Genomic DNA, 18,817 nt, shown 5'->3' on the forward strand with positions numbered 1-18,817 from the left:
GGGACAGTCATGGACGCACGGGTGCTCGCCGCCAAGGGCATCACCGACCACATCGCACCCCTGGATCTGATCACGCGCGGTGGCCTCGACATCTTGGCCCTGCTGATCCTGGTCGGGCTGCTCTACCGGCGCCGTCCCAGCGCACCGGCGATGCCGCTGGTCCTGGCCGCGCTGAATGTCGGCCTGTTCGCGGCGATGAGCACGATCAGCGCCGGCAAGTTCCCGACCGGGGTCGGCTTCGGCTTGTTCGGCATACTCTCCCTCGTCCGGCTGCGCAGCGCGGCGTTCACCCTGCGCGACGTCGCCTACACGTTCGTGGCCCTGGTCATCGCCCTGTGCACCGGCCTGCCGCGGCGCGAGAACTGGCTCGTCATCGCGTTGGTCGCGGTCGTGCTGGTGGCCGTCCTGCTGGTGGACGACTCCCGCGCCCACCAGCCGCCGACCCGCACGGTGAGACTGACCCTGGACCGCGTCTACGACGACCCCTCCCTGATCGCCCAGGACGTCGCGTTCCGCTTCGGCCGGGCCCCGCTGTCGGTGGTGATCGACGAGGTCGACTACGTCCGTGAGACCACCCGGGTCTCCGCCCGCTACCCCGCCGTACCCGGCGAGGGGGGAGAGGCAGCCCCCGCCCAGGACGCCGAGCCGCGTGAGCAGGTGACCGTCTCATGACCGCCGCCTCCGTCCTCGCGGCCGACCTCGGCCTGTCCGCGCTGCGCGGTGCCACGCTCGCCGAGGTCGACGCGGCCGCGGCACTCCAGCACCGTACCGACCGCAAGTACCTGCTCCCCCTCGACCGCGCGCGCCTCCTCGTGGACCGGCTCGCCGGCAGCCACCACGTCCTCGACCTGGCCGGCCGCCGTACGACGAGCTACCTCAGCACCTACTTCGACACCGAGCGGCTCGGCGCCTGGCACGCCCACGTCCAGGGCCGCCGCCGGCGCTGGAAGGTCCGTACGCGCCTGTACGCGGAGGACGGTCTGTGCCGCGTCGAGGTGAAGACGAAGGACGGCCGCGGCGCCACCGTCAAACACGCCCTCCGGGCCCCCGCCCAGGCCTACGGCCAATTGGACGTCTGCGCGGCCGAATTCGTCGACGACGTACTGCGGCGGGCGGACATCCCCGTCCTCGCCGCCGCACTGACCCCCGCGGCCGAGGTCCGCTACGTCCGCGCGGCCCTCGCGGACCTGGACCACGGCAGCCGCGTCACGCTCGACGGCCTCCTCACCTGCCACCGGGGCGACCGCACCGCCGCCCTCGATCCCGGACACGTCCTCGTCGAGACGAAGGGCACCGCCCGACCGGCACCGGCCGACCGGCTGCTGCTGCGCCTCGGTGCCCGGCCCGTGTCGCTCAGCAAGTACATCGTCGGCCGGGCCCTGCTCACCCCGGGACTGCCGGACAACGACGTGCGCCGCCTCGCCCGCACCCACTTCACCACCGAGGCCCCGCCGGCCCCGCTCACCGAAGCCGTTCCCGCTCCCGCTCCCGCTCCCGTTCCCGCTCCCGCTCCCGCTCCGCTCATCGAGAGGATCCCCGTCGTATGACTCCCCTGCGCGGCATCAAATGGCCGTACGCCGTGATCGCGCTGCTCGCCGTGGCGGCCGCCGCCTTCGGCCTGCTGCGACCGCACCTGGTTCCGGCGGCCTCCTCGGGCAAGGCGAAGCTCTCGGCGACCGACCGCATCAAGCGGAACCCGCCCCCGCGCCTCTTCCCGGACGCCGACCTCGCGCCGATCGGCAGGCAGGCCGCCGCCCAGCGCCAGAAGGCCGATGCCCTCTTCGCCCAGTGGAAGAAGGCGCACGGCACCGCCCGTGACGACAAGGCCTTCGCCGCCTGGGCCGCGCGGCGGGTCCCCGCACCGCCCACCGCCGCCGAGCGCACCGCCGAACTCCACCAGGTCCAGCAACTCGCCAAGTCCCGTACGGCCGCCGGGAAGAGGGCCGCCACCTGGCTGGAGCTCAACGGCAAGAAGGACATCTGGAAGCTCTACCTCCACGACCAGCGCGAACTTGTCCCCGTCCAGCGGGGCACGGCGGAGAAGACGGAGCTCAAGGCGGCCCTGAAGCTGGCCAAGACCATCAGCGACCAGGTCGCCACCCGCGACAAGCAGCCGGCCCCGTTCGTCCTGGACCCGAGCCTGCGCCCGGAGAAGCACATCAAGCCCGGCGCCAAGGGCCCGTACTCCTACCCCTCCCGCCACGCCACCCGGGCCGCCGCCGCGGTCACCTTCCTCAGCGCCCTCACCCCGCACCGGGCCGAGGACTACCGGTGGATGCAGGACGAAGTCCTCTACTCCCGCCTCTACATGGCGGGCCACGTCCCCAGTGACCTCACCGCGGGAACCCTCCTGGGCGACCTCGTCGGCGACTACGAACTCGCCGTCGCCGGCCACTGATTCCGCGCTCGTCGGCCTTCCCTTCGGGTGAGCCGCCGTTCACGGCCGGGATGCGTCGAACGCGGCGACGAGTCGGTCCGTGGTGACGATGGCCTGAGCGAAGGTGGGGCCGTTGAGTTCGTGGGCGGCGTGCATCATCTCGGGACCGAGCGCCGCGGTGGCGTCGCGGACCAGCGTCACGTGGTAGCCGAGCTCCATGGCGAACCGGGCGGTGGCCTCGACGCAGGTGTTGGCCAGCACGCCGACGAGAACCACGTGGGTGATGCCGTGCTGCTTGAGCCACATGTCCAGGTCCGTGTTGGCGAACCCGCTCGACCCCCAGTGTTCCAGAGCGACGAACTCGCCCTGCCGCGGCTGGAAGTCGGGGTGGAACTCCCCGCCCCAGGAGCCCCTGGCGAAGTGGTGCAACTGCTGGATCTTCCGCTGCGAGGGGGTCGGGTGGTCCCACGTGTCGTAGTCACCCGGCTCCCAGCGACGGTGCGGCACGAACACCACGCGCACACCGGTCGCACGGGCCGAGGCGATCACGGAGCGCAGATGGTCCAGCAGACCGACCTCGCCGGCCACGGGCTCCAGCCGCGGCCAGACCTTGCCGCCCTCCGAGATGAAGTCGTTGTAGGGGTCGATCAGCAGAACGGCCGTACGGCGGGGATCGTAGGTCTCGGCCATGGTTCCTCCCTGTACCGGCCCTACTCGGGCGGTTCGGCGCCGGTCTGCTCGTTGACCATGAACTGGGCGTACCAGTCGGGCCAGTTGGGATCCTCCTGGCCGATGCGCTTCTCGTGTTCACCGTGGGCGGCGGACGCGCGTCGCATCGCACTCGCGAGATCGGGCACGGAGCCGTAGGACGTCGGCCCGGGATCGACGCGTCCGGGGAGGCGGGCCGTGACCTCCTGCAGCAGCCAGGTGTTGCCGTCGGGGTCGACGAACGTGGCGCGCGAGAAGTAGCTGCGTCGCTCCGGGTCGAGGCCCTCGACCGGACCGTCCGGCCCGGGATGAAAGACCGCGCTCACCTCGACACCGGCGGCGACCAGCGCGCCGCGCGCGGCCTCGATGTCGGAGACGATCAGATACCCCTTGCCCGAACCCGGCGCGGCCGAGGTCAGGCGCGTGCCGAACTGGACCGAGCACGCGGAGCCGTGCGGGGTGAACTGCACGACTCCGGGCGGGGTACGGTCCAGCCGCCACCCGAGGCGGCCGTAGAACTCCTTCGCCCGGTCGACGTCCGACACCGGTAGGACGAGTACTTCCACCTTCATGTCGATGTCGTTCACGTCGATGTCGCTCACGCTCATGAATCCGCCCTCCTCCTTGGGGTGGTGGCCTGACGAACCGCTACGCGGACCCGGAGGGGTACTTGCCGGAGTCGAACGCTTCACCGGCACCCTCGCGCAGCGTGAAGCGGACACAAAGCACCATCCGGCTCATTCCTGCCTCCTTGTTGCCCTTCCCAGTCTCACCACGCATCGCCCGGCCCGCGCGCGCGGACGGCGACCGGGCCACCCCGCGTACAGGCCCGCCGGAGACCGCCGGCTCCGATTGCGGGAGCAAGGGGTGCGACCCAGCATGGGCTGGGCGGACGTACGCCCGTCGGACGCGGAAAGGGAGCCTCATGTCTCAGGCATCCGGGAACGGCGACTTCGAAGACGAAGCCACCACCCGACTGCCCCGGCGCCATGTGCTGCGCACGGCCGGTGCGGGTGCGCTGGGGCTCGGCCTGGGAAGCGCCGCACTGGCCGCCGCCACCCTGCCGCACGGCGGGGCCCCGCAACCCGAGGCCACGCCCATACCCACGCCGCGGGACCTCGGCTCCGTCGGGCAGGCGCCGCACCTGCCGGCCGGCTTCGCCAAGACGTTCACCGACCGTTTCGTCCAAGCCAATGGACTGCGCCAGCACGCGGTCGTCGGAGGCGAGGGGCCGCCGCTGCTCCTGATCCACGGCTGGCCCGAGACCTGGTACGCCTGGCGCCTGGTGATGCCGGCGCTGGCCAAGCACTTCACGGTCATCGCGGTCGACCAGCGCGGCATCGGGCTGACGGACAAGCCCAGGTCCGGGTACGACACCGGGACCCTGGCGCGCGACATGGTCGCTCTGCTGGACGCGCTCGGCCACCAGCGGTTCGCCGTGGTCGGCCACGACACCGGGATGCCCATCGCCTACGCGCTGGCCGCGGATCACCCGGAGCGCGTCGACCGCCTGGCCGTCGCCGAGGCGATCCTCCCGGGCGTGACCCCGTCGCCGCCCATGATCGGCTCCGCGCAGGTCAACAACCGGCTGTGGCACATCCCCTTCAACCGGCTCGCCGACGTGAACGAAGAACTCGTCCGGGGACGCGAAGGCATCTACTTCGGCTGGCAGTTCGCCACCAAGGCCGTACGCAAACTCCCCGTCTACGCCGTCGACCACTACGTCCGGGTCCTCGCCTCCGGGCACGACGCCCTGCGCGGCAGCTTCGGGTGGTACCGGGCGCTCGACACCACCAGCGCGCAGGACCTGCAGCGCAGGAAACACCCGCTGACCCTGCCCGTCCTCGCGATCGGCGGCGCGGGGAGCCTCGGTGGGAATGTCGCCGGCACGATGAAACTCGTCGCGCACGGCGTGCGCAGCGCCGTCATTCCCGGTTCCGGCCACTGGGTGGCCGAGGAGGCTCCCCAGGAGCTGCTCGCGGCGCTGACCACGTTCCTGGCCCCGTACCGCGACCAGGGCCGGGGCACACGGCCTCCGGCCGCCTCGACGGTCGGCAAATGACGTTCACCGGCCGCCGCTGGTCTCGATGTGGTACCTCGTCAGCGCGAACAGGATCAGCAGGTCGAGGGTCATCACCGAGATGGCCCACACCGGGTAGTACGGAACGAACATGAACTGGGTGATCAGGCTGATCCCCGCCACCGCCGCGCCGGCTCCGCGGCCCCAGGCCTGGTTCATCAGTACGCCCAGACCGGCGATGACGAGCGCCAGTCCGACGACGAGGTGGATCACGCCCCAGGCGGTCAGGCCGAACCGGTAGGCGTACTGGGACGAGGAGGCGAACAGGCTGTCCTGCGCGATGCCTGATACGCCCATGAGAATGCTGAGCGGTCCGCTGAGCATCATCATGGCCCCGGCGGCCAAGGACGGAGTGTCGATCAACTTGGCGCCGCCGGGCGCCCCGTGCCCCTGCTGTGCCTTGTCGGGCATCGCTGTCATGGTCGTCGCCTTCCTGTACAGCGCGGTCAGCGACGCACAGTGGCCGTGCGAAGCCAGCCGCGTCTCCCTGACAGGATCACCGCAATCCCGCGGCACCGCGACCGCAACCGACCGAGCGCGACTACGTACACACACCCCGTTGGGCGCAGGGCGGTCAGACGCTCACCGGAGACGCGACCCGGCCGGCTGACGCGGTCGCCTCGGCGGCCTCCCGCACGCCGCCGGCGACCACCGCGCACGTGAACGTGATCGCCAGCGCCGTCCACTCCCAGAAGGCGACCGCGATCACCGGCACGACGAACATCGAATGGACGGCGGAGACGGCGAACGCGGCGTGGCCTGCGGCGCGCGCTCCGCACGGACGTCTCTCGGGTGGGTGCGGTCGTTGGGCCGTCCGGCCCCCTCGCGGGGAACGATGGCCCTACTCCGCCGCGCCCCTGCCGACCATCCTGGAACTCACCGAGCCATCGGCCGAGGGGAGTGATCGGCATGATGTGGTACGACGGCGGATGGGGCTGGGGCGGCTGGTTCGCCATGGCCGTGTTCATGGTGCTGTTCTGGGCTCTGATCATCGCTGGAGTCATCGCGCTCGTGCGCTACCTCGCCGGTGCCCGTCACCACCAGGACTCCGGCCCGCACCCGTTGAACGGCGAACCCCGATGGGGAAGCCGCCGAGCCGAGGACGTGCTCGCCGAGCGGTTCGCCCGCGGGGAGATCGACGACGACGAGTACGAACGGCGTCTCGCGCTGCTTCGGGAGCACCGGTGAGTGCGGCCCGCCCGGGAATGTGGCCGGCGGTCTTCGCCGCAGCCGCGGCGTTGGTGCTGGGCATCGCCACGACGGCCTTCTTCGCCGCCACGGGGGCCTTCCGCGCCACGGCACCCGCGTCCTGGACGGTGCAGGGCACGCGATGCGGCGCACCGACGCCGACCGGCAGCGTGGTCCGTGTGACCGTGGAGGACATGGGACGCATGACGGGCGGCCGCCCGGGCCTGCACGGCATGGGCATGATGCGCCTCGTCGCCACCCCGGCGACGGCTCCGGCCGGGAAGGTGACACTGCGGGTGGTCAACGCGGGAGCACTGACGCACGAAGTCGTCGTGCTGCCGCTGCCGGCGGGTCGGATCGTGGGAGAACGGGCCGTGGGCGCCAACGGGCGGACTTCCGAGACGGGCAGCCTCGGAGAGGCCTCGCGGACCTGCGGTGCGGGCAAGGGGGACGGAATCCTCCCCCGTACGACAGGCTGGACCACGATGACGCTGCGGCCGGGCCGCTACGAGCTGCTGTGCAACTTCCCCGGCCACTACGCCTCCGGCATGTACGCCGAGCTCGACGTGGTCCGGTAGCTACGGCCGGGCCCCACTACCGCTGGGCGGAGCAGGTCACCGGCCGGCCTGCCGTGTGTTCCAGTCGGCTCCGCGCACCTCGGCCGGAATGCTCACCGCGCCGTTGAGGCCGTCGACGTAGTCGTGCCTGACGGATTTCAGGTTGCCGCCCTCGGTCCAGGCTTTGTACGTCACGTCAGGGCTCTCGGCACCGCAGGCCGACAGAAGTCCACCGGCGATGACCAGTCCCGAAGGATCTGTCGGCCCTGTCCCCTATCCCGATCCCGCGGGCTCATCGGGCTCATCGGGCTCCCAGCGCATGACGGGTGACCGGGACCTGCCGTGTGTTCCCACGGGCGAGGGCACGAGACTCCGGACATGACAGCGCTCGCGAAGGAGCGCAAGCTGGGATGAGTGCAGGGGGACACCTGGCGCTCGATGAATCTGCCGATCGGGCGATCGGGCGAGGTGAGCGGCACATACGGCGTCGAGACCCACCGAAGGTGGCGTCGTTCCTGCTCAGAACGTCCGCCGAGTTCGTGGGGGGTGCCGGGAGACGAAAGGTCGCTCATGCCGCAATCCATGCGCGCGCTCGTAGCCGGAGAGGTCGGTGAGCCGAACGATGTCCTGCGGCTGGAATCCCGGCCCGTTCCCACGGCAGGAGCCGGCCAGGCGTTGATCCGTGTGAAGGCGACTCCGATTCACGCCAGCGATCTGCACGTGTTGCGTGGTCGCTACGGTTTCTCCCCCGAATTCCCCACTGTCGGGGGGCACATGGAATGCGTGGGCCGTATCGAGGCCCTGGGTCCGGACACCGAGGGATTGAAGATCGGCGAGCGCGTGGTGACCGTTGCCGTCCCGGCCGTACCCGGGCCGCGTGTGGCCGGCACCTGGCAGGAATACCTCGTTGCCGATGCGCACAGGCTTCTTCCGGTCCCCGACCGGCTGAGCGACTCCAGCGCCTGTCAACTCGCCGTCAACCCGTTGACCGCGCTGCTCCTGGTGACACGCGAACTCGACGTACAGCCGGGAGAATGGCTGTTGCAGACGGCGGCGGGCTCCACCGTCGGGCGGCTCGTCATTCAGCTGGCCAGGCATCTGGGCATTCGCACGATCAATGTGGTGCGGCGGCGCGATGCCGTTGAGGAGATCAAGGCGCTTGGTGGCGACGAGGTCATTTGCACGGAGGACGAGGACCTGGTGCGGCGTGTGACCGAGATTGCGGGACCGGTCGGCGTGCGCAAGGCCGTCGACTGTGTCGCGGGCCAGGTAGGTGCCCAGGTGTCCCAGGCATTGGCTCCGGGAGGAGAGGTCGTGGTCTACGGCGCGCTCTCCACCCACCGGCAGACCGACCCGGCGGCGCTGACGATTCCAGTGGCGGCGCGCTCGCTCATCTACGAGACCAAAGTGGTCCGTGGCTTCTGGCTGAACCGCTGGTTCGGCACTGCCTCACCCACGGATGCGCTGCGCGCGCTGTCCGAGGTTCGCAGCCTCGTCGCCGACGAAGTGCTGAGCATTCCCCAAGGCCGGCCGTTCCCGCTCGAACGCTTCACGGAAGCCATCGCGTTCGCCGAAACACCCGCTCACGGCGCCAAACCGCTCTTCGTCTTCGAAGACGGCCGGGACAGCTAGGTGTTCGATACGGCAACCTCCCCCGAACGGTGATCGCCTCCGGTGCTGTTGATGTCAACTGTGGCTGTCGGAGACATTCTGGGCCGGTCGCCTCCGGGCCCAAGGAAGGCGGCAGGGGGTGGGGACCCTGCATCCGTACATGAGGGCGAGATTGACGCATCTGGCGTCCCGACGGTCGTAGCCCGTCGCTTCCCTGATCTCGGTGATCGCTTCCTCCCACTTCCTTTGCTGGATCAGCTGTCGTGCCCGTTCCTGCGCGAACCTTGGAACGGGGATCTGCAGGGCGCGGATGATGTCTGCGTCCAAGCGTTGTCGGCGCGCACGTCGGATTCGTACCCAAGTCCCCCTGAAGTCCCCCAAGTCAGCCGCTGTGTTCTGAACGGCCATGGTCAACCTACCTGTTGGACATGGTGGTCATCGGGTTGGCTCGGGGGTGTGTGCCGTGGGCTGACCTCCTGCCGCTGCTCCCCCCGCGCGCGGTCAAGGCCTGACCGCGAACACCATGCCGATGTCGCCGGCCTGCTGCACCGGGTCCTGCTCGGTGCTGACCGTGAAGCCGTGTGTGAGGAGGACCTCACAGACCGTGTCGCGGTTCTGCTGCCAGCGCTCCACCTCGACGACGGCCTGGCGGACCAGCGGCCAATGCCGTTCCTCGATGCCGCTGAGCACATCGAGTTCGGCGCCTTCCACGTCGACCTTGAGCAGGTCGACGTGGTCGATGCCCTGCTCGTCGAGCACTGATGACAGGGGCCTGACCTTCACCCGGTGCGTCTCAAGCCGCCGCATCACCCGGAGCTTGCGGCTGACGAGAAGAGTGAGGACGGGCGCGGGTACGCGGCGCAGGACCGGCCCCAGGCCGCCTTGGCGGATCATCTCGACAACGCTGGCGGTGACCCGCCGCCGCTCGGCCTCGATGTTCCCCTGATCCCGCGAGGAGGACGAGAAGATCGTGGCGGCCGGAACGTAGCTGAAATCGAGCTCGTCGTCACGGGACGCCAAGCCGTAAGGGAGCGCGGTCAGACGTCCGTTGAAGAACTCGCGAGCATTGCGTTCGAGTGTCGCGTGGAGGGGCGGCACCGGCTCGAAGGCGTAGATCCGCACGTCCCCGTCCAGCCGCTCATAGACGGCCGCCGAGAACACACCGATGTTGGCGCCCACGTCGAGTACCGTCGCGCCCGGCGTGCACTCGACACCGTGGGTGAAGTAGCCGTCCACCTCCTCGCGCAGGAAGGACGCCTCCCAACGATTGATACTGTGCAGTTCAATCGTGTTCATGGTCATGACAAGGTGATTTATCAGGGTTGGACTCAACAATCCAGCCCGCACGCTTCACTTCGGCCGCGCCGCTGATTCACAGGGTCACCTCGTCCCCGCTCACCCCCGCCGGCGCCGGACCAGCGCTCCACGCTGCGACTGCGACCCGGCCGGGATCCACCGATGAGTTCCGCCGACCGGACCGGTCAACCAGTACGTACGCCATCGAGCCACCGACTGGAGACCCACCATGTCCAATCCCGCACACCCCGGCCGCATGCTGTTCGTGAACATCCCCGTAGCGGACCTCGAACTCAGCAAGGCGTTCTTCGCCGAGCTCGGGTTCAGCTTCAACCCGATGTTCACCGACGAGACCGCCGCCTGCATGCTGGTCGGCGAGCACGCCTTCGTCATGCTGCTCACCCGCGAGAAGTTCGCGGAGTTCTCGAAACTGCCGATGGCCGATCCCACCACGCACACGCTGGCGCTGTACTCCTTCAGCGTGTCGTCCCGCGACGAGGTCGATACGGTCAGTGCCGCCGCGCTCGCGGCGGGCGGCTCCAAGGCAGATGACGCCGAGGACTACGGCTTCATGTACTCACGCAGCTTCTTCGACCTCGACGGCCACGGCTGGCAGGTCATGTGGATGGACCCGGCGGCGGCGGAGCAGGGCCCCGAGGCGTTCGCGGCCTCCACGCAGGACGCCGACAGCCTCTTGGAAAGTTGAGGTTCGGCTCCGTCGAGGACCTCACAGCGCCGGATCCACGGCCCCGAACGCCACCACGCCGAGAGCCCCTCCCGGACGGGAAGGGTCTCAAAGGCCACACAGTCTCGTATGAGCCTGCGCGTGACCACTCGCAACCGGTGTCGGGCCGGCGTTCCCACATTCAAATCGGCCCGGCAGGCAGGAAGTTGCTGCCGCTGAGGGCTGAAGCACAACAAAAGAATCGAGCCGGGCGACTCTTCGGGTCACCCAGGGTAGTCGGCAGCAGAGTGGAGCCATGGCCTTCAGCGAGGCAGGCTTGGTGCATGCAGTGGTTCTTGCGCTCACCCCCTCGGCCAGGAGCGGGCAGTCGTGGCCGGGCCCTCTTCACGCTGATGCAGTGCGTACCCTTCTTGATCGCCCTGGCCGTGCTGGTCATCGAGCTCACGCCCGCGCACTTCATCTACACCGGCCCTCTCCTCACCGCCGTCCCGGCGCTGGCGGCAGTGACCATGGGACCCAGGGGAACCACCGCGGCGGCGGCTTTCACACTGGTGATCAGCGTGACCACCGCGACCTATAACAATGCCTGGGGCACCCAGCAGGTCTACACCAATTTCCTGGCTCTGGGCCTCGTCTCCGCGGCCAGTTTCATCACCAGCAGCGCCGTGCAGGCCCGCAGGCAGAGGGAACTCGACCAGGTCCGCCGCATCGCCGTGGCGGCCCAGGAGGTCGTGCTGCGACCTGTGCCATCGCGACTGGGGCCACTGTCGGTGGGCAGCCTGTGCCTGGCGGCAGGAACCGGTGCACGGGTGGGCGGCGACTTGTACGAGGCCGTGCAGACTCCGTACGGCGTCCGGATGATCGTGGGGGACGTGCGGGGCAAGGGGCTGTCCGCGGTGCGAGCCGTGGGAGTGGTGCTGGGCGCCTTCCGGGAAGCCGTGCACTACGAGGACGAGCTCGTGGAGGTCATGAACCACTGCACGGCCGCGCTACGACGGGAAGCCGCCGTGCCCGGTGCATACACGGAGGAAGCTCTGCTGGAAGGATTCATCACGGCGCTCATCGCGCAGGTGCCGAACGAACCCGTGGTGCAGCTGATCAACCGTGGGCACCCGCCTCCGCTACTGCTGCGCCACGGCAGGACAACACCTCTGATGCCGCCCTCACCCTTGCCACCGCTCGGCCTCGAAGACCTCGCCAGTGACCTCCCCGACAAGCCTGACAGCTACCCGTTCACCCCGGGTGACCGTCTGTTGCTCTACACCGACGGCGTCATCGAGGCCCGCGACAGCGACGGCGCGTTCTTCGCTCTGCCGGAGACCATGGAAGGGATACGCGCCGACACCTCCCCACAGGATTTCCTGGAACAGCTGCACCAGGCGTTGATCCGCCACACCTGGGGCGATCTGGCGGACGATGTGGCGATGATCCTCGCCGACCGGCACAGCATCGGCCAAGAGCCGATTCACTGACTCCGGGTAAAGGGCCCCTGACCAGCCAAGTTGGTCAGGGGCCGAAGTCTGGCAGGGCGCTCACTCGCGACCGTTGCTCCCGATCCGACGCCCCGTGTCACACGATTTCCTCAAAACGGCAATCCCAAAGAGCGCCGCTTACGTAACCAAAATGCAGCCGCAACGCCGGAGTGTGCGCAGTGCGCGTTCCTGGCTCCGGAGGCGTTCCGGATGCACGGCGAGGAAGCGCTCATGTACGACCCGAACCCCGACGACGCCCGGCGCGACCAGATGCTACGCGCCGCGGCGGCCTGCCCGGTCCAGGCGATCCTGGTCGACCAGCTGGAGGGACGGAACGTACCGGCTGAGGCGTCGACATCATGACCAGCGCCGACAATCCGCGAGCGTTCAAGAGCGACGGCCGCATCGTGATCGTAGGGGCGTCACTGGCCGGACTGCGGGCCGCGGAGGCCCTGCGCGACGAGGGCTTCACCGGATCGCTGACCATGATCGGCGACGAGCTCGGTGAGCCCTACGACCGGCCGCCCCTGTCCAAGCAGGTACTGACCGGCTGGGTGCCGGCCGGGGACACCGCTTTGCCCCGCCGTCGTGACATCGATGCGCAGTGGCTGCTGGGCGTGCCCGCCAGCGGGCTGGACCGCGCGACGCACCACGTGCGTCTCGCCGACGGACGCGAGGTTCCCTTCGACCGGGTGCTGATCTCCACCGGGGTGCGGGCCCGGCCGTGGTTCGTCGGGAGCGAGGCGGCCCTGGACGGAGTGTTCGTCGTACGGACTCGCGAGCACGCCGAGGGCCTGCAGCGAGCTCTCGCCGCGGGGCCGTCCCGCGTTCTCGTGATCGGTGCGGGATTCACCGGCTCCGAGATCGCCTCCGTCTGCCGCGAGCGGGACATCCCGGTGACCGTCGCCGAACTCGGGGCGGCCCCGCTGGCCGGGGCGCTGGGTGCCGTGATCGGTGACGTCGCGGCGGACATGCAGCGCGCTCACGGTGTCGATCTGCGCTGCGGTGTCAAGGTCACCCGGCTTGAGGGCGACGCGCGGGGACGGTTCCGCCGCGCTCACTTCGGCGACGGCAGCACGATCGACGCCGATGTGGCGGTGGTGGCACTCGGGAGCATCCGCAACACCGAGTGGCTGCGGGAGTCGGGACTGGCGGCGGGCGTGTGGGGAATCACCTGCGACACGGGCTGCCGCGCCCTCGACAGCAATGGCCGCGCCACCGACGACGTCTTCGCCGCGGGAGACGTGGCACGTTGCCCGAACCCCGTCTACGAAAACCGGCTGATCTCGCTGGAGCACTGGGCGAATGCTGTGGAGCAGGCCGAGGTCGCGGCGCACAACATGGTCAACAGCCGTGCGGACCGCCGGCCCTACCTGTCCATCCCGGTGTTCTGGTCGATCCAGTTCGGCGTCAACATCAAGTCCGTCGGCGTACCGACCTTTGCCGACGAGGTGGTCGTCACCCATGGATCGCTGGACGACCACCGTTTCGTCACCGCGTACGGCTATCGGGGCCGCGTCACGGCCGCCGTGAGCTTCAACAGCGCCCGGTGGCTGGACCACTACCGACGATTGATCGAGACGGGCGCACCTTTCCCGCCCCCCTGCCCCACGCCGGACCGGCCGGCCGACATGAAACCGGTGCCCGTCGACTTCCCCGGCCCCGCCCTGTTCGCGCAGGGCGCCACCGTGATCGTCACAGGCCAGGACCCGGGTGGGCGCCGCGTCACGGCCGTGCGCCGGCATCGGCAGGAGGAAGGCCGGCTGACCACGACCGAGACGTCCGGCACGCTGCAGCGGATCTTCGACTACTCGTCCCGGGCCGACCCGTACCCGCTGTATGCCGAGTTGCGCGAGACACCGGTGGCCCGGCAGCAGGACGGCAGCTACGTCATCAGCACCTACCGCGAGATCACGCACGTACTGAATGACCCGCATCTGAGCTCCGACGTACGCAATCTGTCGCGTCCGCCCACGGTCGAGGGAGGGGCCGCGTCGTCGTTCATCCACATGGACCCGCCCGAGCACGATCGCCTGCGGCGTACGGCGATGCGTCACTTCGGCCCCCCGCACACCCCGGGGCTGGTGACCGGGTTCGAAGGCTTCCTGACCACCACCGTCGGCAGCCTGATCGACGACTTGGCGGGCAAGGAGCGGATCGACGTCGTCGACGATTTCGCCTTCCCGCTCCCCGTAGCCGTGATCTGTCACTTGCTCGGCGTGCCGCGCGAGGACGAGCCGAGGTTCCACCTCTGGGTGAACGACATCATGAACTCGGTCGACTACGACCCCAAGTCCGACCCGAGGGAGAAACTGGACAAGGGCGTACAGGCCCGCAAGGACCTGCGCCAGTGTCTCGGCGAGCTGGTGGAACAGCGCCACGGCCGGCCGGGCGACGATCTGCTGTCGCGGCTGGCCAACGATGACGGGCCCGACGGTCGGATGGCCGACACCGAAATCGTCGCCACCGCCAAACTGCTGCTGATCGCCGGCCACGAGACCGCCGTCAACCTCATCACCAACGGCATGCTGACACTGCTGCGCCACCCGCAGGTGCTGCGGCGACTGCGCGACGAACCGGGTTTGATCGTCCCGCTGGTCGAGGAGTTGCTGCGCTACGAGCCCCCCGTGCAGATCATTCCCTGGCGGGCGGCGTACAGCGACATCGCCGTCGGCGACACCGTCATCCCCAAGGGTTCGCAGATCATGCTCATGCTGGCCTCGGGCAGCCGCGATCCGAACCGCTTCCACGATCCCGACCGCTTCGACCCCGACCGGCGTGACAACCAACACCTCGGCTTCGGCAGCGGCACCCATCTGTGCTTCGGCGGCCCACTGGCCCGCCTGGAAACCCAGATCGCCCTGACCGAACTGGTACGCCGACTCGACCACCCCAGCCTGGTCACCGACCCCCCGCCGTACCGACCCAGCCCCGTTCTTCGGGGGCCGATCCATCTGGACATCGAGCAGGACGACGGTTTTCGCGACAGCCAGGGGCAGTTAAGTGAACGGAGGCTACGGGCATGCAACGAGCCTCAGACCCACTCCACCTCGGAGACGATGTGCGGGTCCCCTACAGGACCAGGCGGCGGCGTCCGAGAGGACACCGAGGGCGCCGACCGGCGAGGGCTCGAAGGGCCGACTGCCGCCATCACAGCAGCCACTTCGTCCTCGCTCACCCCCGCCAGCGCCTCAACCACCCGATCGAGTGCCTCGCCCACCTCAGTGCGCGTGACCACTCGAAGTCGGCGTCGGACCAGCGTTCTTGACCGTCAGCGGCAGCAACTTCTTGCCCGTCGGGCCGATTTGGATGGACGTATCCATCTGCGGACACACCCCACAGTCAAAGCACGGCGTCCACCGGCAGTCCTCGACCTCGGTCTCGTCGAGGGCGTCCTGCCAGTCCTCCCAGAGCCAGTCCTTGTCGAGGCCGGAGTCGAGGTGGTCCCAGGGGAGGACTTCCTCGTAGGTGCGCTCGCGGGTGGTGTACCAGTCGACGTCGACGCCGAAGGGGGCGAGGGCCTTGTCGGCGCAGGCCATCCAGCGGTCGTACGAGAAGTGCTCGCGCCAGCCGTCGAAGCGGCCGCCGTCCTCGTAGACGGCGCGGATGACGGCGCCGATGCGGCGGTCGCCGCGGGAGAGCAGGCCCTCGACGATGCCGGGCTTGCCGTCGTGGTAGCGGAAGCCGATCGAGCGGCCGTACTTCTTGTCGCCGCGGATCTTGTCGCGGAGCTTCTCCAGGCGGGCGTCCGTCTCCTCGGCGGAGAGCTGCGGGGCCCACTGGAAGGGAGTGTGGGGCTTGGGGACGAAGCCGCCGATCGAGACCGTGCAGCGGATGTCGTTGGAGCGGGAGACCTCGCGGCCCTTGGCGATGACCTTCGTCGCCATGTCGGCGATCTGGAGGACGTCGTCGTCGGTCTCCGTCGGCAGGCCGCACATGAAGTACAGCTTCACCTGGCGCCAGCCGTTGCCATAGGCCGTGGAGACCGTACGGATGAGGTCATCTTCCGAGACCATCTTGTTGATGACCTTGCGGATGCGCTCCGAGCCGCCCTCCGGGGCGAAGGTGAGGCCCGAGCGGCGGCCGTTGCGCGTCAGCTCGTTCGCCAGGTCGATGTTGAAGGCGTCGACGCGGGTGGAGGGGAGGGACAGGCCGATCTTGTCCTCGGTGTACCGGTCGGCCAGACCCTTGGCGATGTCGCCGATCTCCGAGTGGTCCGCGGAGGACAGGGACAGGAGGCCGACCTCCTCGAAGCCCGTCGCCTTCAGGCCCTTGTCGACCATGTCGCCGATGCCGGTGATCGAGCGCTCGCGCACCGGGCGGGTGATCATGCCCGCCTGGCAGAAGCGGCAGCCGCGCGTGCAGCCGCGGAAGATCTCGACCGACATGCGCTCGTGGACCGTCTCGGCCAGCGGGACGAGAGGCTGCTTGGGGTAGGGCCACTCGTCCAGGTCCATGACCGTGTGCTTGGACACGCGCCACGGGACGCCGGACTTGTTGGGGACCACGCGGCCGATACGGCCGTCGGGGAGGTACTCGACGTCGTAGAACGCCGGGATGTAGACGCCGCCCGTCTTCGCCAGGCGGAAGAGGACCTCCTCGCGGCCGCCGGGGCGGCCCTCCGCCTTCCACTCGCGGATGATCTTCGTCATGTCCAGCACGGCCTGCTCGCCGTCGCCGATGATCGCCGCGTCGATGAAGTCCGCGATCGGCTCGGGGTTGAAGGCCGCGTGGCCGCCGGCGAGGACGATCGGGTCGTCGACCGTGCGGTCCTTGGACTCCAGGGGGATGCCCGCCAGGTCCAGCGCCGTGAGCATGTTCGTGTAGCCGAGCTCCGTGGAGAAGGACAGGCCGAACACGTCGAAGGCCTTCACCGGGCGGTGGCTGTCCACCGTGAACTGCGGGACGCGGTGCTCACGCATCAGCGCCTCGAGGTCCGGCCACACGCTGTAGGTGCGCTCGGCGAGGACGCCCTCCTGCTCGTTCAGTACCTCGTAGAGGATCATGACGCCCTGGTTGGGCAGACCGACCTCGTACGCGTCCGGGTACATCAGCGCCCAGCGGACGTCGCAGGACTCCCACGGCTTGACCGTGGAGTTGAGCTCGCCGCCGACGTACTGGATCGGCTTCTGCACATGTGGGAGCAGGGCTTCGAGCTGCGGAAACACAGACTCAGCAGACTCCGCGGCCTCGGCGGTTTCGGCAGGCATCTCAACGAACCTTCGTGAGCTGACAGGGGTGACCATCAAGCGTAACCCGCTCGGCGGCCTCCCCCGTACGCCCGACCTTGTCGGACGGGGTCAGACGGGCGCCCCGCCCTTGATCTCCCGCCACACGCCCGGCAGCTCCTCCTCCACCGCCGCCGCCCGCCGCTCCTCGCGGCCGTACAACAGGCCGTACGTGAACGCGCTCTCCCCTGCCGCGTGCGCGACGGCGGACAGCTCGCGCAGCGTCTGGCGGGCCATGACGCTGTCCTGGTGGTCGCCGAGCAGGCTCTGCAGGGACTTCATGGACCTGGCCAGGGCGGCGGCCGGGTCGCCGAGGGCGGGGGTGGCGGTCTCGGCGGCGTAGCGGGTCCGCTTGGCCTTCTTGCGGGCGTCGTGCAGGGCCAGGTCGCGGTTGTGGCCGGGCGGCACCTCCATGCCCTGCTCGACCAGGTCGGAGACCTTCGCGAAGTCCTTGCGCACGGCCTTGGCGATCACCTTCTCCGGTTTGCCGGCGGCCGCCTCCAGCAGCGGCGGGGCGGCGACCACGGCGTCCAGGTCGTCGAGGAGGGTCAGGTACCGCCGGGAGTCCAGGACGCCGATGAGACGGCTGCGCGCTCCCCGGTGGCTGGCGTTCGCCCAGAGCTGGATCCGCTCGTGGACGGGGCCGGAGACCAGTTCGGCGGGCACCTCGTCGAGGGCGGCCGTCAGGCGCTCGGTGAGCACCTCGCGGTCGCGGTCCAGGCCGAGCTCGGCCGCCAGCCACTTCAGCTCGACGCCGAGCCGGTCGGTGACGGTGCGGTCGAGGACCTTGCGGAAGGAGCGGAAGGTGCTGCGCATCCGGCGGGTGGCGACCCGCATCTTGTGCACGGAGTCCTCCACGCCCTGGCGTACGGCCGGGTCGAGTTCGACGATCGCGTCGCGCTGGGCACGCACGTAGGCGAGGACGTGGTCACCGGCGGTGACCGGGGCTTTCGGTCTCTTCGGCCCGCGGCGGGCCTTCTTTTTGGCGGGGGCGGTCTCGGCCAGGGCCCTGGCCAGCTTGGACGGTGAGTCCGACGGTCGTACGCCCGCCTTGCGCAGCCGCTTCTCGACCTTGTCGAGCAGGGTCGTCTCGACGCCGTCGGCGAGCTCGACCTCGATCTCGGTCCACTGGGCGGTGCCGCCGCCCTCGGTGAGCCGCTCGGCCCGTACGGCGTCCACGCTGACCTCGGCGAGCAGCGTGCCGTCGGCGTCGACGAGGTGGCGCAGGTCGCGGGCGGAGCGCAGCCGGACCACGGGGATCAGCTCGGCGTCGCGGACGCGGGAGCGCACCAGCGCGGCGAGCTCCTCGGGGAGGGTGTCGGAGAGCGGGGCCTGGATCTCGTCGCGGACGCCGGTGGAGACCGGGAACTTCAGGTGCCAGCCGGCGTCGGAGCCTCCGGTGCGGCGGCGCAGGGTGATCGAGGACCGGGCGAGGCGTTCGTCGGCGGTGTCGTGGTAGGTGGCGTCCAGTTCCACGACGCCCTTGTCGAGGACGTTCGCCACCCCGCCGACGCCGGTGAGGTCGGGCAGGCCACTGTCGTCGGATTCGTACTTGCGCTCGATCTCGCGCTTCGTCTCCGCCATGAACCGAATCTAGTGGTATGCGGGCCCGGAC

General features: G+C 69.6%; 18 protein-coding genes and 2 pseudogenes. 12 read left to right on the forward strand and 8 right to left on the reverse strand.

Features of this window, described 5'->3' with window-relative positions; translation table 11 throughout:
* Positions 1 to 9: 9 nt before the first annotated feature.
* The 3 genes from ACWGKT_RS23970 to ACWGKT_RS23980 are packed head-to-tail and all read left to right on the forward strand — an operon-like array spanning position 10 to position 2,398.
* Positions 10 to 672 (forward strand): DUF4956 domain-containing protein, encoded by a 663-nt coding sequence (locus tag ACWGKT_RS23970; protein WP_453275301.1) that lies wholly within the window; start codon positions 10 to 12, stop codon positions 670 to 672.
* Positions 669 to 1,547, forward strand: a complete 879-nt coding sequence (locus ACWGKT_RS23975) for a VTC domain-containing protein (protein WP_453275302.1) — start codon at positions 669 to 671, stop codon at positions 1,545 to 1,547. Before ACWGKT_RS23970 ends, ACWGKT_RS23975 begins: the two co-directional genes overlap by 4 nt.
* Positions 1,544 to 2,398, forward strand: coding sequence for a phosphatase PAP2 family protein (locus ACWGKT_RS23980; protein ID WP_453275303.1), 855 nt, complete (start codon positions 1,544 to 1,546; stop codon positions 2,396 to 2,398). Before ACWGKT_RS23975 ends, ACWGKT_RS23980 begins: the two co-directional genes overlap by 4 nt.
* Positions 2,399 to 2,437: 39 nt before the next feature.
* Here the strand turns inward: ACWGKT_RS23980 and ACWGKT_RS23985 are convergent, their stop codons facing one another.
* Both ACWGKT_RS23985 and ACWGKT_RS23990 read right to left on the reverse strand, forming a co-directional pair.
* Positions 2,438 to 3,067, reverse strand: a complete 630-nt coding sequence (locus ACWGKT_RS23985) for an isochorismatase family cysteine hydrolase (RefSeq protein ID WP_356145498.1) — start codon at positions 3,065 to 3,067, stop codon at positions 2,438 to 2,440.
* A 20-nt stretch (positions 3,068 to 3,087) separates the two neighbouring features.
* The gene (locus tag ACWGKT_RS23990) at positions 3,088 to 3,693 is read right to left on the reverse strand and encodes a VOC family protein (RefSeq protein ID WP_356145500.1); all 606 of its coding nucleotides are present in this window, start codon (positions 3,691 to 3,693) and stop codon (positions 3,088 to 3,090) included.
* A 317-nt stretch (positions 3,694 to 4,010) separates the two neighbouring features.
* Here ACWGKT_RS23990 and ACWGKT_RS23995 point away from each other — a divergent pair, with 317 nt between their 5' ends.
* Entirely contained in the window at positions 4,011 to 5,147 is a 1,137-nt protein-coding gene (locus tag ACWGKT_RS23995) for an alpha/beta fold hydrolase (protein WP_453275304.1), read from the forward strand.
* 3 nt (positions 5,148 to 5,150) lie between these two features.
* On the opposite strand, the gene ACWGKT_RS24000 is transcribed toward ACWGKT_RS23995, so the two are convergent.
* Together ACWGKT_RS24000 and ACWGKT_RS24005 are read right to left on the reverse strand one after the other, a co-directional pair.
* A complete protein-coding gene (locus tag ACWGKT_RS24000) occupies positions 5,151 to 5,585 on the reverse strand; it encodes a DUF7144 family membrane protein (protein WP_453275305.1) in 435 nt (144 codons plus the stop codon).
* 154 nt (positions 5,586 to 5,739) lie between these two features.
* Positions 5,740 to 5,889, reverse strand: a complete 150-nt coding sequence (locus tag ACWGKT_RS24005) for a hypothetical protein (RefSeq protein WP_453275306.1) — start codon at positions 5,887 to 5,889, stop codon at positions 5,740 to 5,742.
* A 185-nt stretch (positions 5,890 to 6,074) separates the two neighbouring features.
* On the opposite strand from ACWGKT_RS24005, the gene ACWGKT_RS24010 reads away from it, so the two are divergent.
* Both ACWGKT_RS24010 and ACWGKT_RS24015 read left to right on the forward strand, forming a co-directional pair.
* Complete coding sequence (locus tag ACWGKT_RS24010; RefSeq protein ID WP_453275307.1) at positions 6,075 to 6,353, forward strand: SHOCT domain-containing protein; 279 nt, start codon at positions 6,075 to 6,077, stop codon at positions 6,351 to 6,353.
* On the forward strand, positions 6,350 to 6,931 hold the full coding sequence (locus tag ACWGKT_RS24015) for a sulfocyanin-like copper-binding protein (RefSeq protein WP_453275308.1): 582 nt from the start codon (positions 6,350 to 6,352) through the stop codon (positions 6,929 to 6,931). The genes ACWGKT_RS24010 and ACWGKT_RS24015 overlap by 4 nt, the downstream gene beginning before the upstream one ends.
* A gap of 36 nt (positions 6,932 to 6,967) precedes the next feature.
* On the opposite strand, the gene ACWGKT_RS24020 is transcribed toward ACWGKT_RS24015, so the two are convergent.
* Positions 6,968 to 7,105, reverse strand: coding sequence for a hypothetical protein (locus ACWGKT_RS24020; RefSeq protein WP_356145544.1), 138 nt, complete (start codon positions 7,103 to 7,105; stop codon positions 6,968 to 6,970).
* A gap of 387 nt (positions 7,106 to 7,492) precedes the next feature.
* On the opposite strand from ACWGKT_RS24020, the gene ACWGKT_RS24025 reads away from it, so the two are divergent.
* Positions 7,493 to 8,542, forward strand: coding sequence for a zinc-dependent alcohol dehydrogenase family protein (locus tag ACWGKT_RS24025; protein WP_453275309.1), 1,050 nt, complete (start codon positions 7,493 to 7,495; stop codon positions 8,540 to 8,542).
* Positions 8,543 to 9,022: 480 nt separating this feature from the next.
* Here ACWGKT_RS24025 and ACWGKT_RS24030 read toward each other — a convergent pair whose 3' ends face one another.
* Positions 9,023 to 9,817: an FkbM family methyltransferase gene (locus tag ACWGKT_RS24030; RefSeq protein WP_453275310.1), complete on the reverse strand. Its 795-nt coding sequence runs from the start codon at positions 9,815 to 9,817 to the stop codon at positions 9,023 to 9,025.
* 229 nt (positions 9,818 to 10,046) lie between these two features.
* Here ACWGKT_RS24030 and ACWGKT_RS24035 point away from each other — a divergent pair, with 229 nt between their 5' ends.
* The 5 genes and pseudogenes from ACWGKT_RS24035 to ACWGKT_RS24055 form a co-directional block, all read left to right on the forward strand.
* Positions 10,047 to 10,523, forward strand: a complete 477-nt coding sequence (locus ACWGKT_RS24035; protein WP_453275311.1) for a VOC family protein — start codon at positions 10,047 to 10,049, stop codon at positions 10,521 to 10,523.
* Between the two features lie 302 nt (positions 10,524 to 10,825).
* On the forward strand, positions 10,826 to 11,974 hold the full coding sequence (locus tag ACWGKT_RS24040; RefSeq protein ID WP_453275312.1) for a PP2C family protein-serine/threonine phosphatase: 1,149 nt from the start codon (positions 10,826 to 10,828) through the stop codon (positions 11,972 to 11,974).
* Positions 11,975 to 12,004: 30 nt separating this feature from the next.
* On the forward strand, positions 12,005 to 12,337 hold the full coding sequence (locus ACWGKT_RS24045) for a ferredoxin (RefSeq protein WP_453275313.1): 333 nt from the start codon (positions 12,005 to 12,007) through the stop codon (positions 12,335 to 12,337).
* Positions 12,334 to 13,704: pseudogene (locus tag ACWGKT_RS24050) on the forward strand (NAD(P)/FAD-dependent oxidoreductase); the annotation flags it as partial. The gene ACWGKT_RS24045 and the pseudogene ACWGKT_RS24050, both read left to right, overlap by 4 nt.
* Positions 13,705 to 13,920: 216 nt before the next feature.
* Positions 13,921 to 14,838, forward strand: a pseudogene (locus tag ACWGKT_RS24055) (cytochrome P450); the annotation flags it as partial.
* 357 nt (positions 14,839 to 15,195) lie between these two features.
* Here ACWGKT_RS24055 and ACWGKT_RS24060 read toward each other — a convergent pair.
* Together ACWGKT_RS24060 and ACWGKT_RS24065 are read right to left on the reverse strand one after the other, a co-directional pair.
* Positions 15,196 to 17,184: a TIGR03960 family B12-binding radical SAM protein gene (locus tag ACWGKT_RS24060; RefSeq protein ID WP_453275314.1), complete on the reverse strand. Its 1,989-nt coding sequence runs from the start codon at positions 17,182 to 17,184 to the stop codon at positions 15,196 to 15,198.
* Between the two features lie 90 nt (positions 17,185 to 17,274).
* A complete protein-coding gene (locus ACWGKT_RS24065; RefSeq protein WP_453275315.1) occupies positions 17,275 to 18,786 on the reverse strand; it encodes a CYTH and CHAD domain-containing protein in 1,512 nt (503 codons plus the stop codon).
* Between the last annotated feature and the right edge of the window lie 31 nt (positions 18,787 to 18,817).

The organism is Streptomyces sp. NPDC054794, from assembly GCF_053611585.1.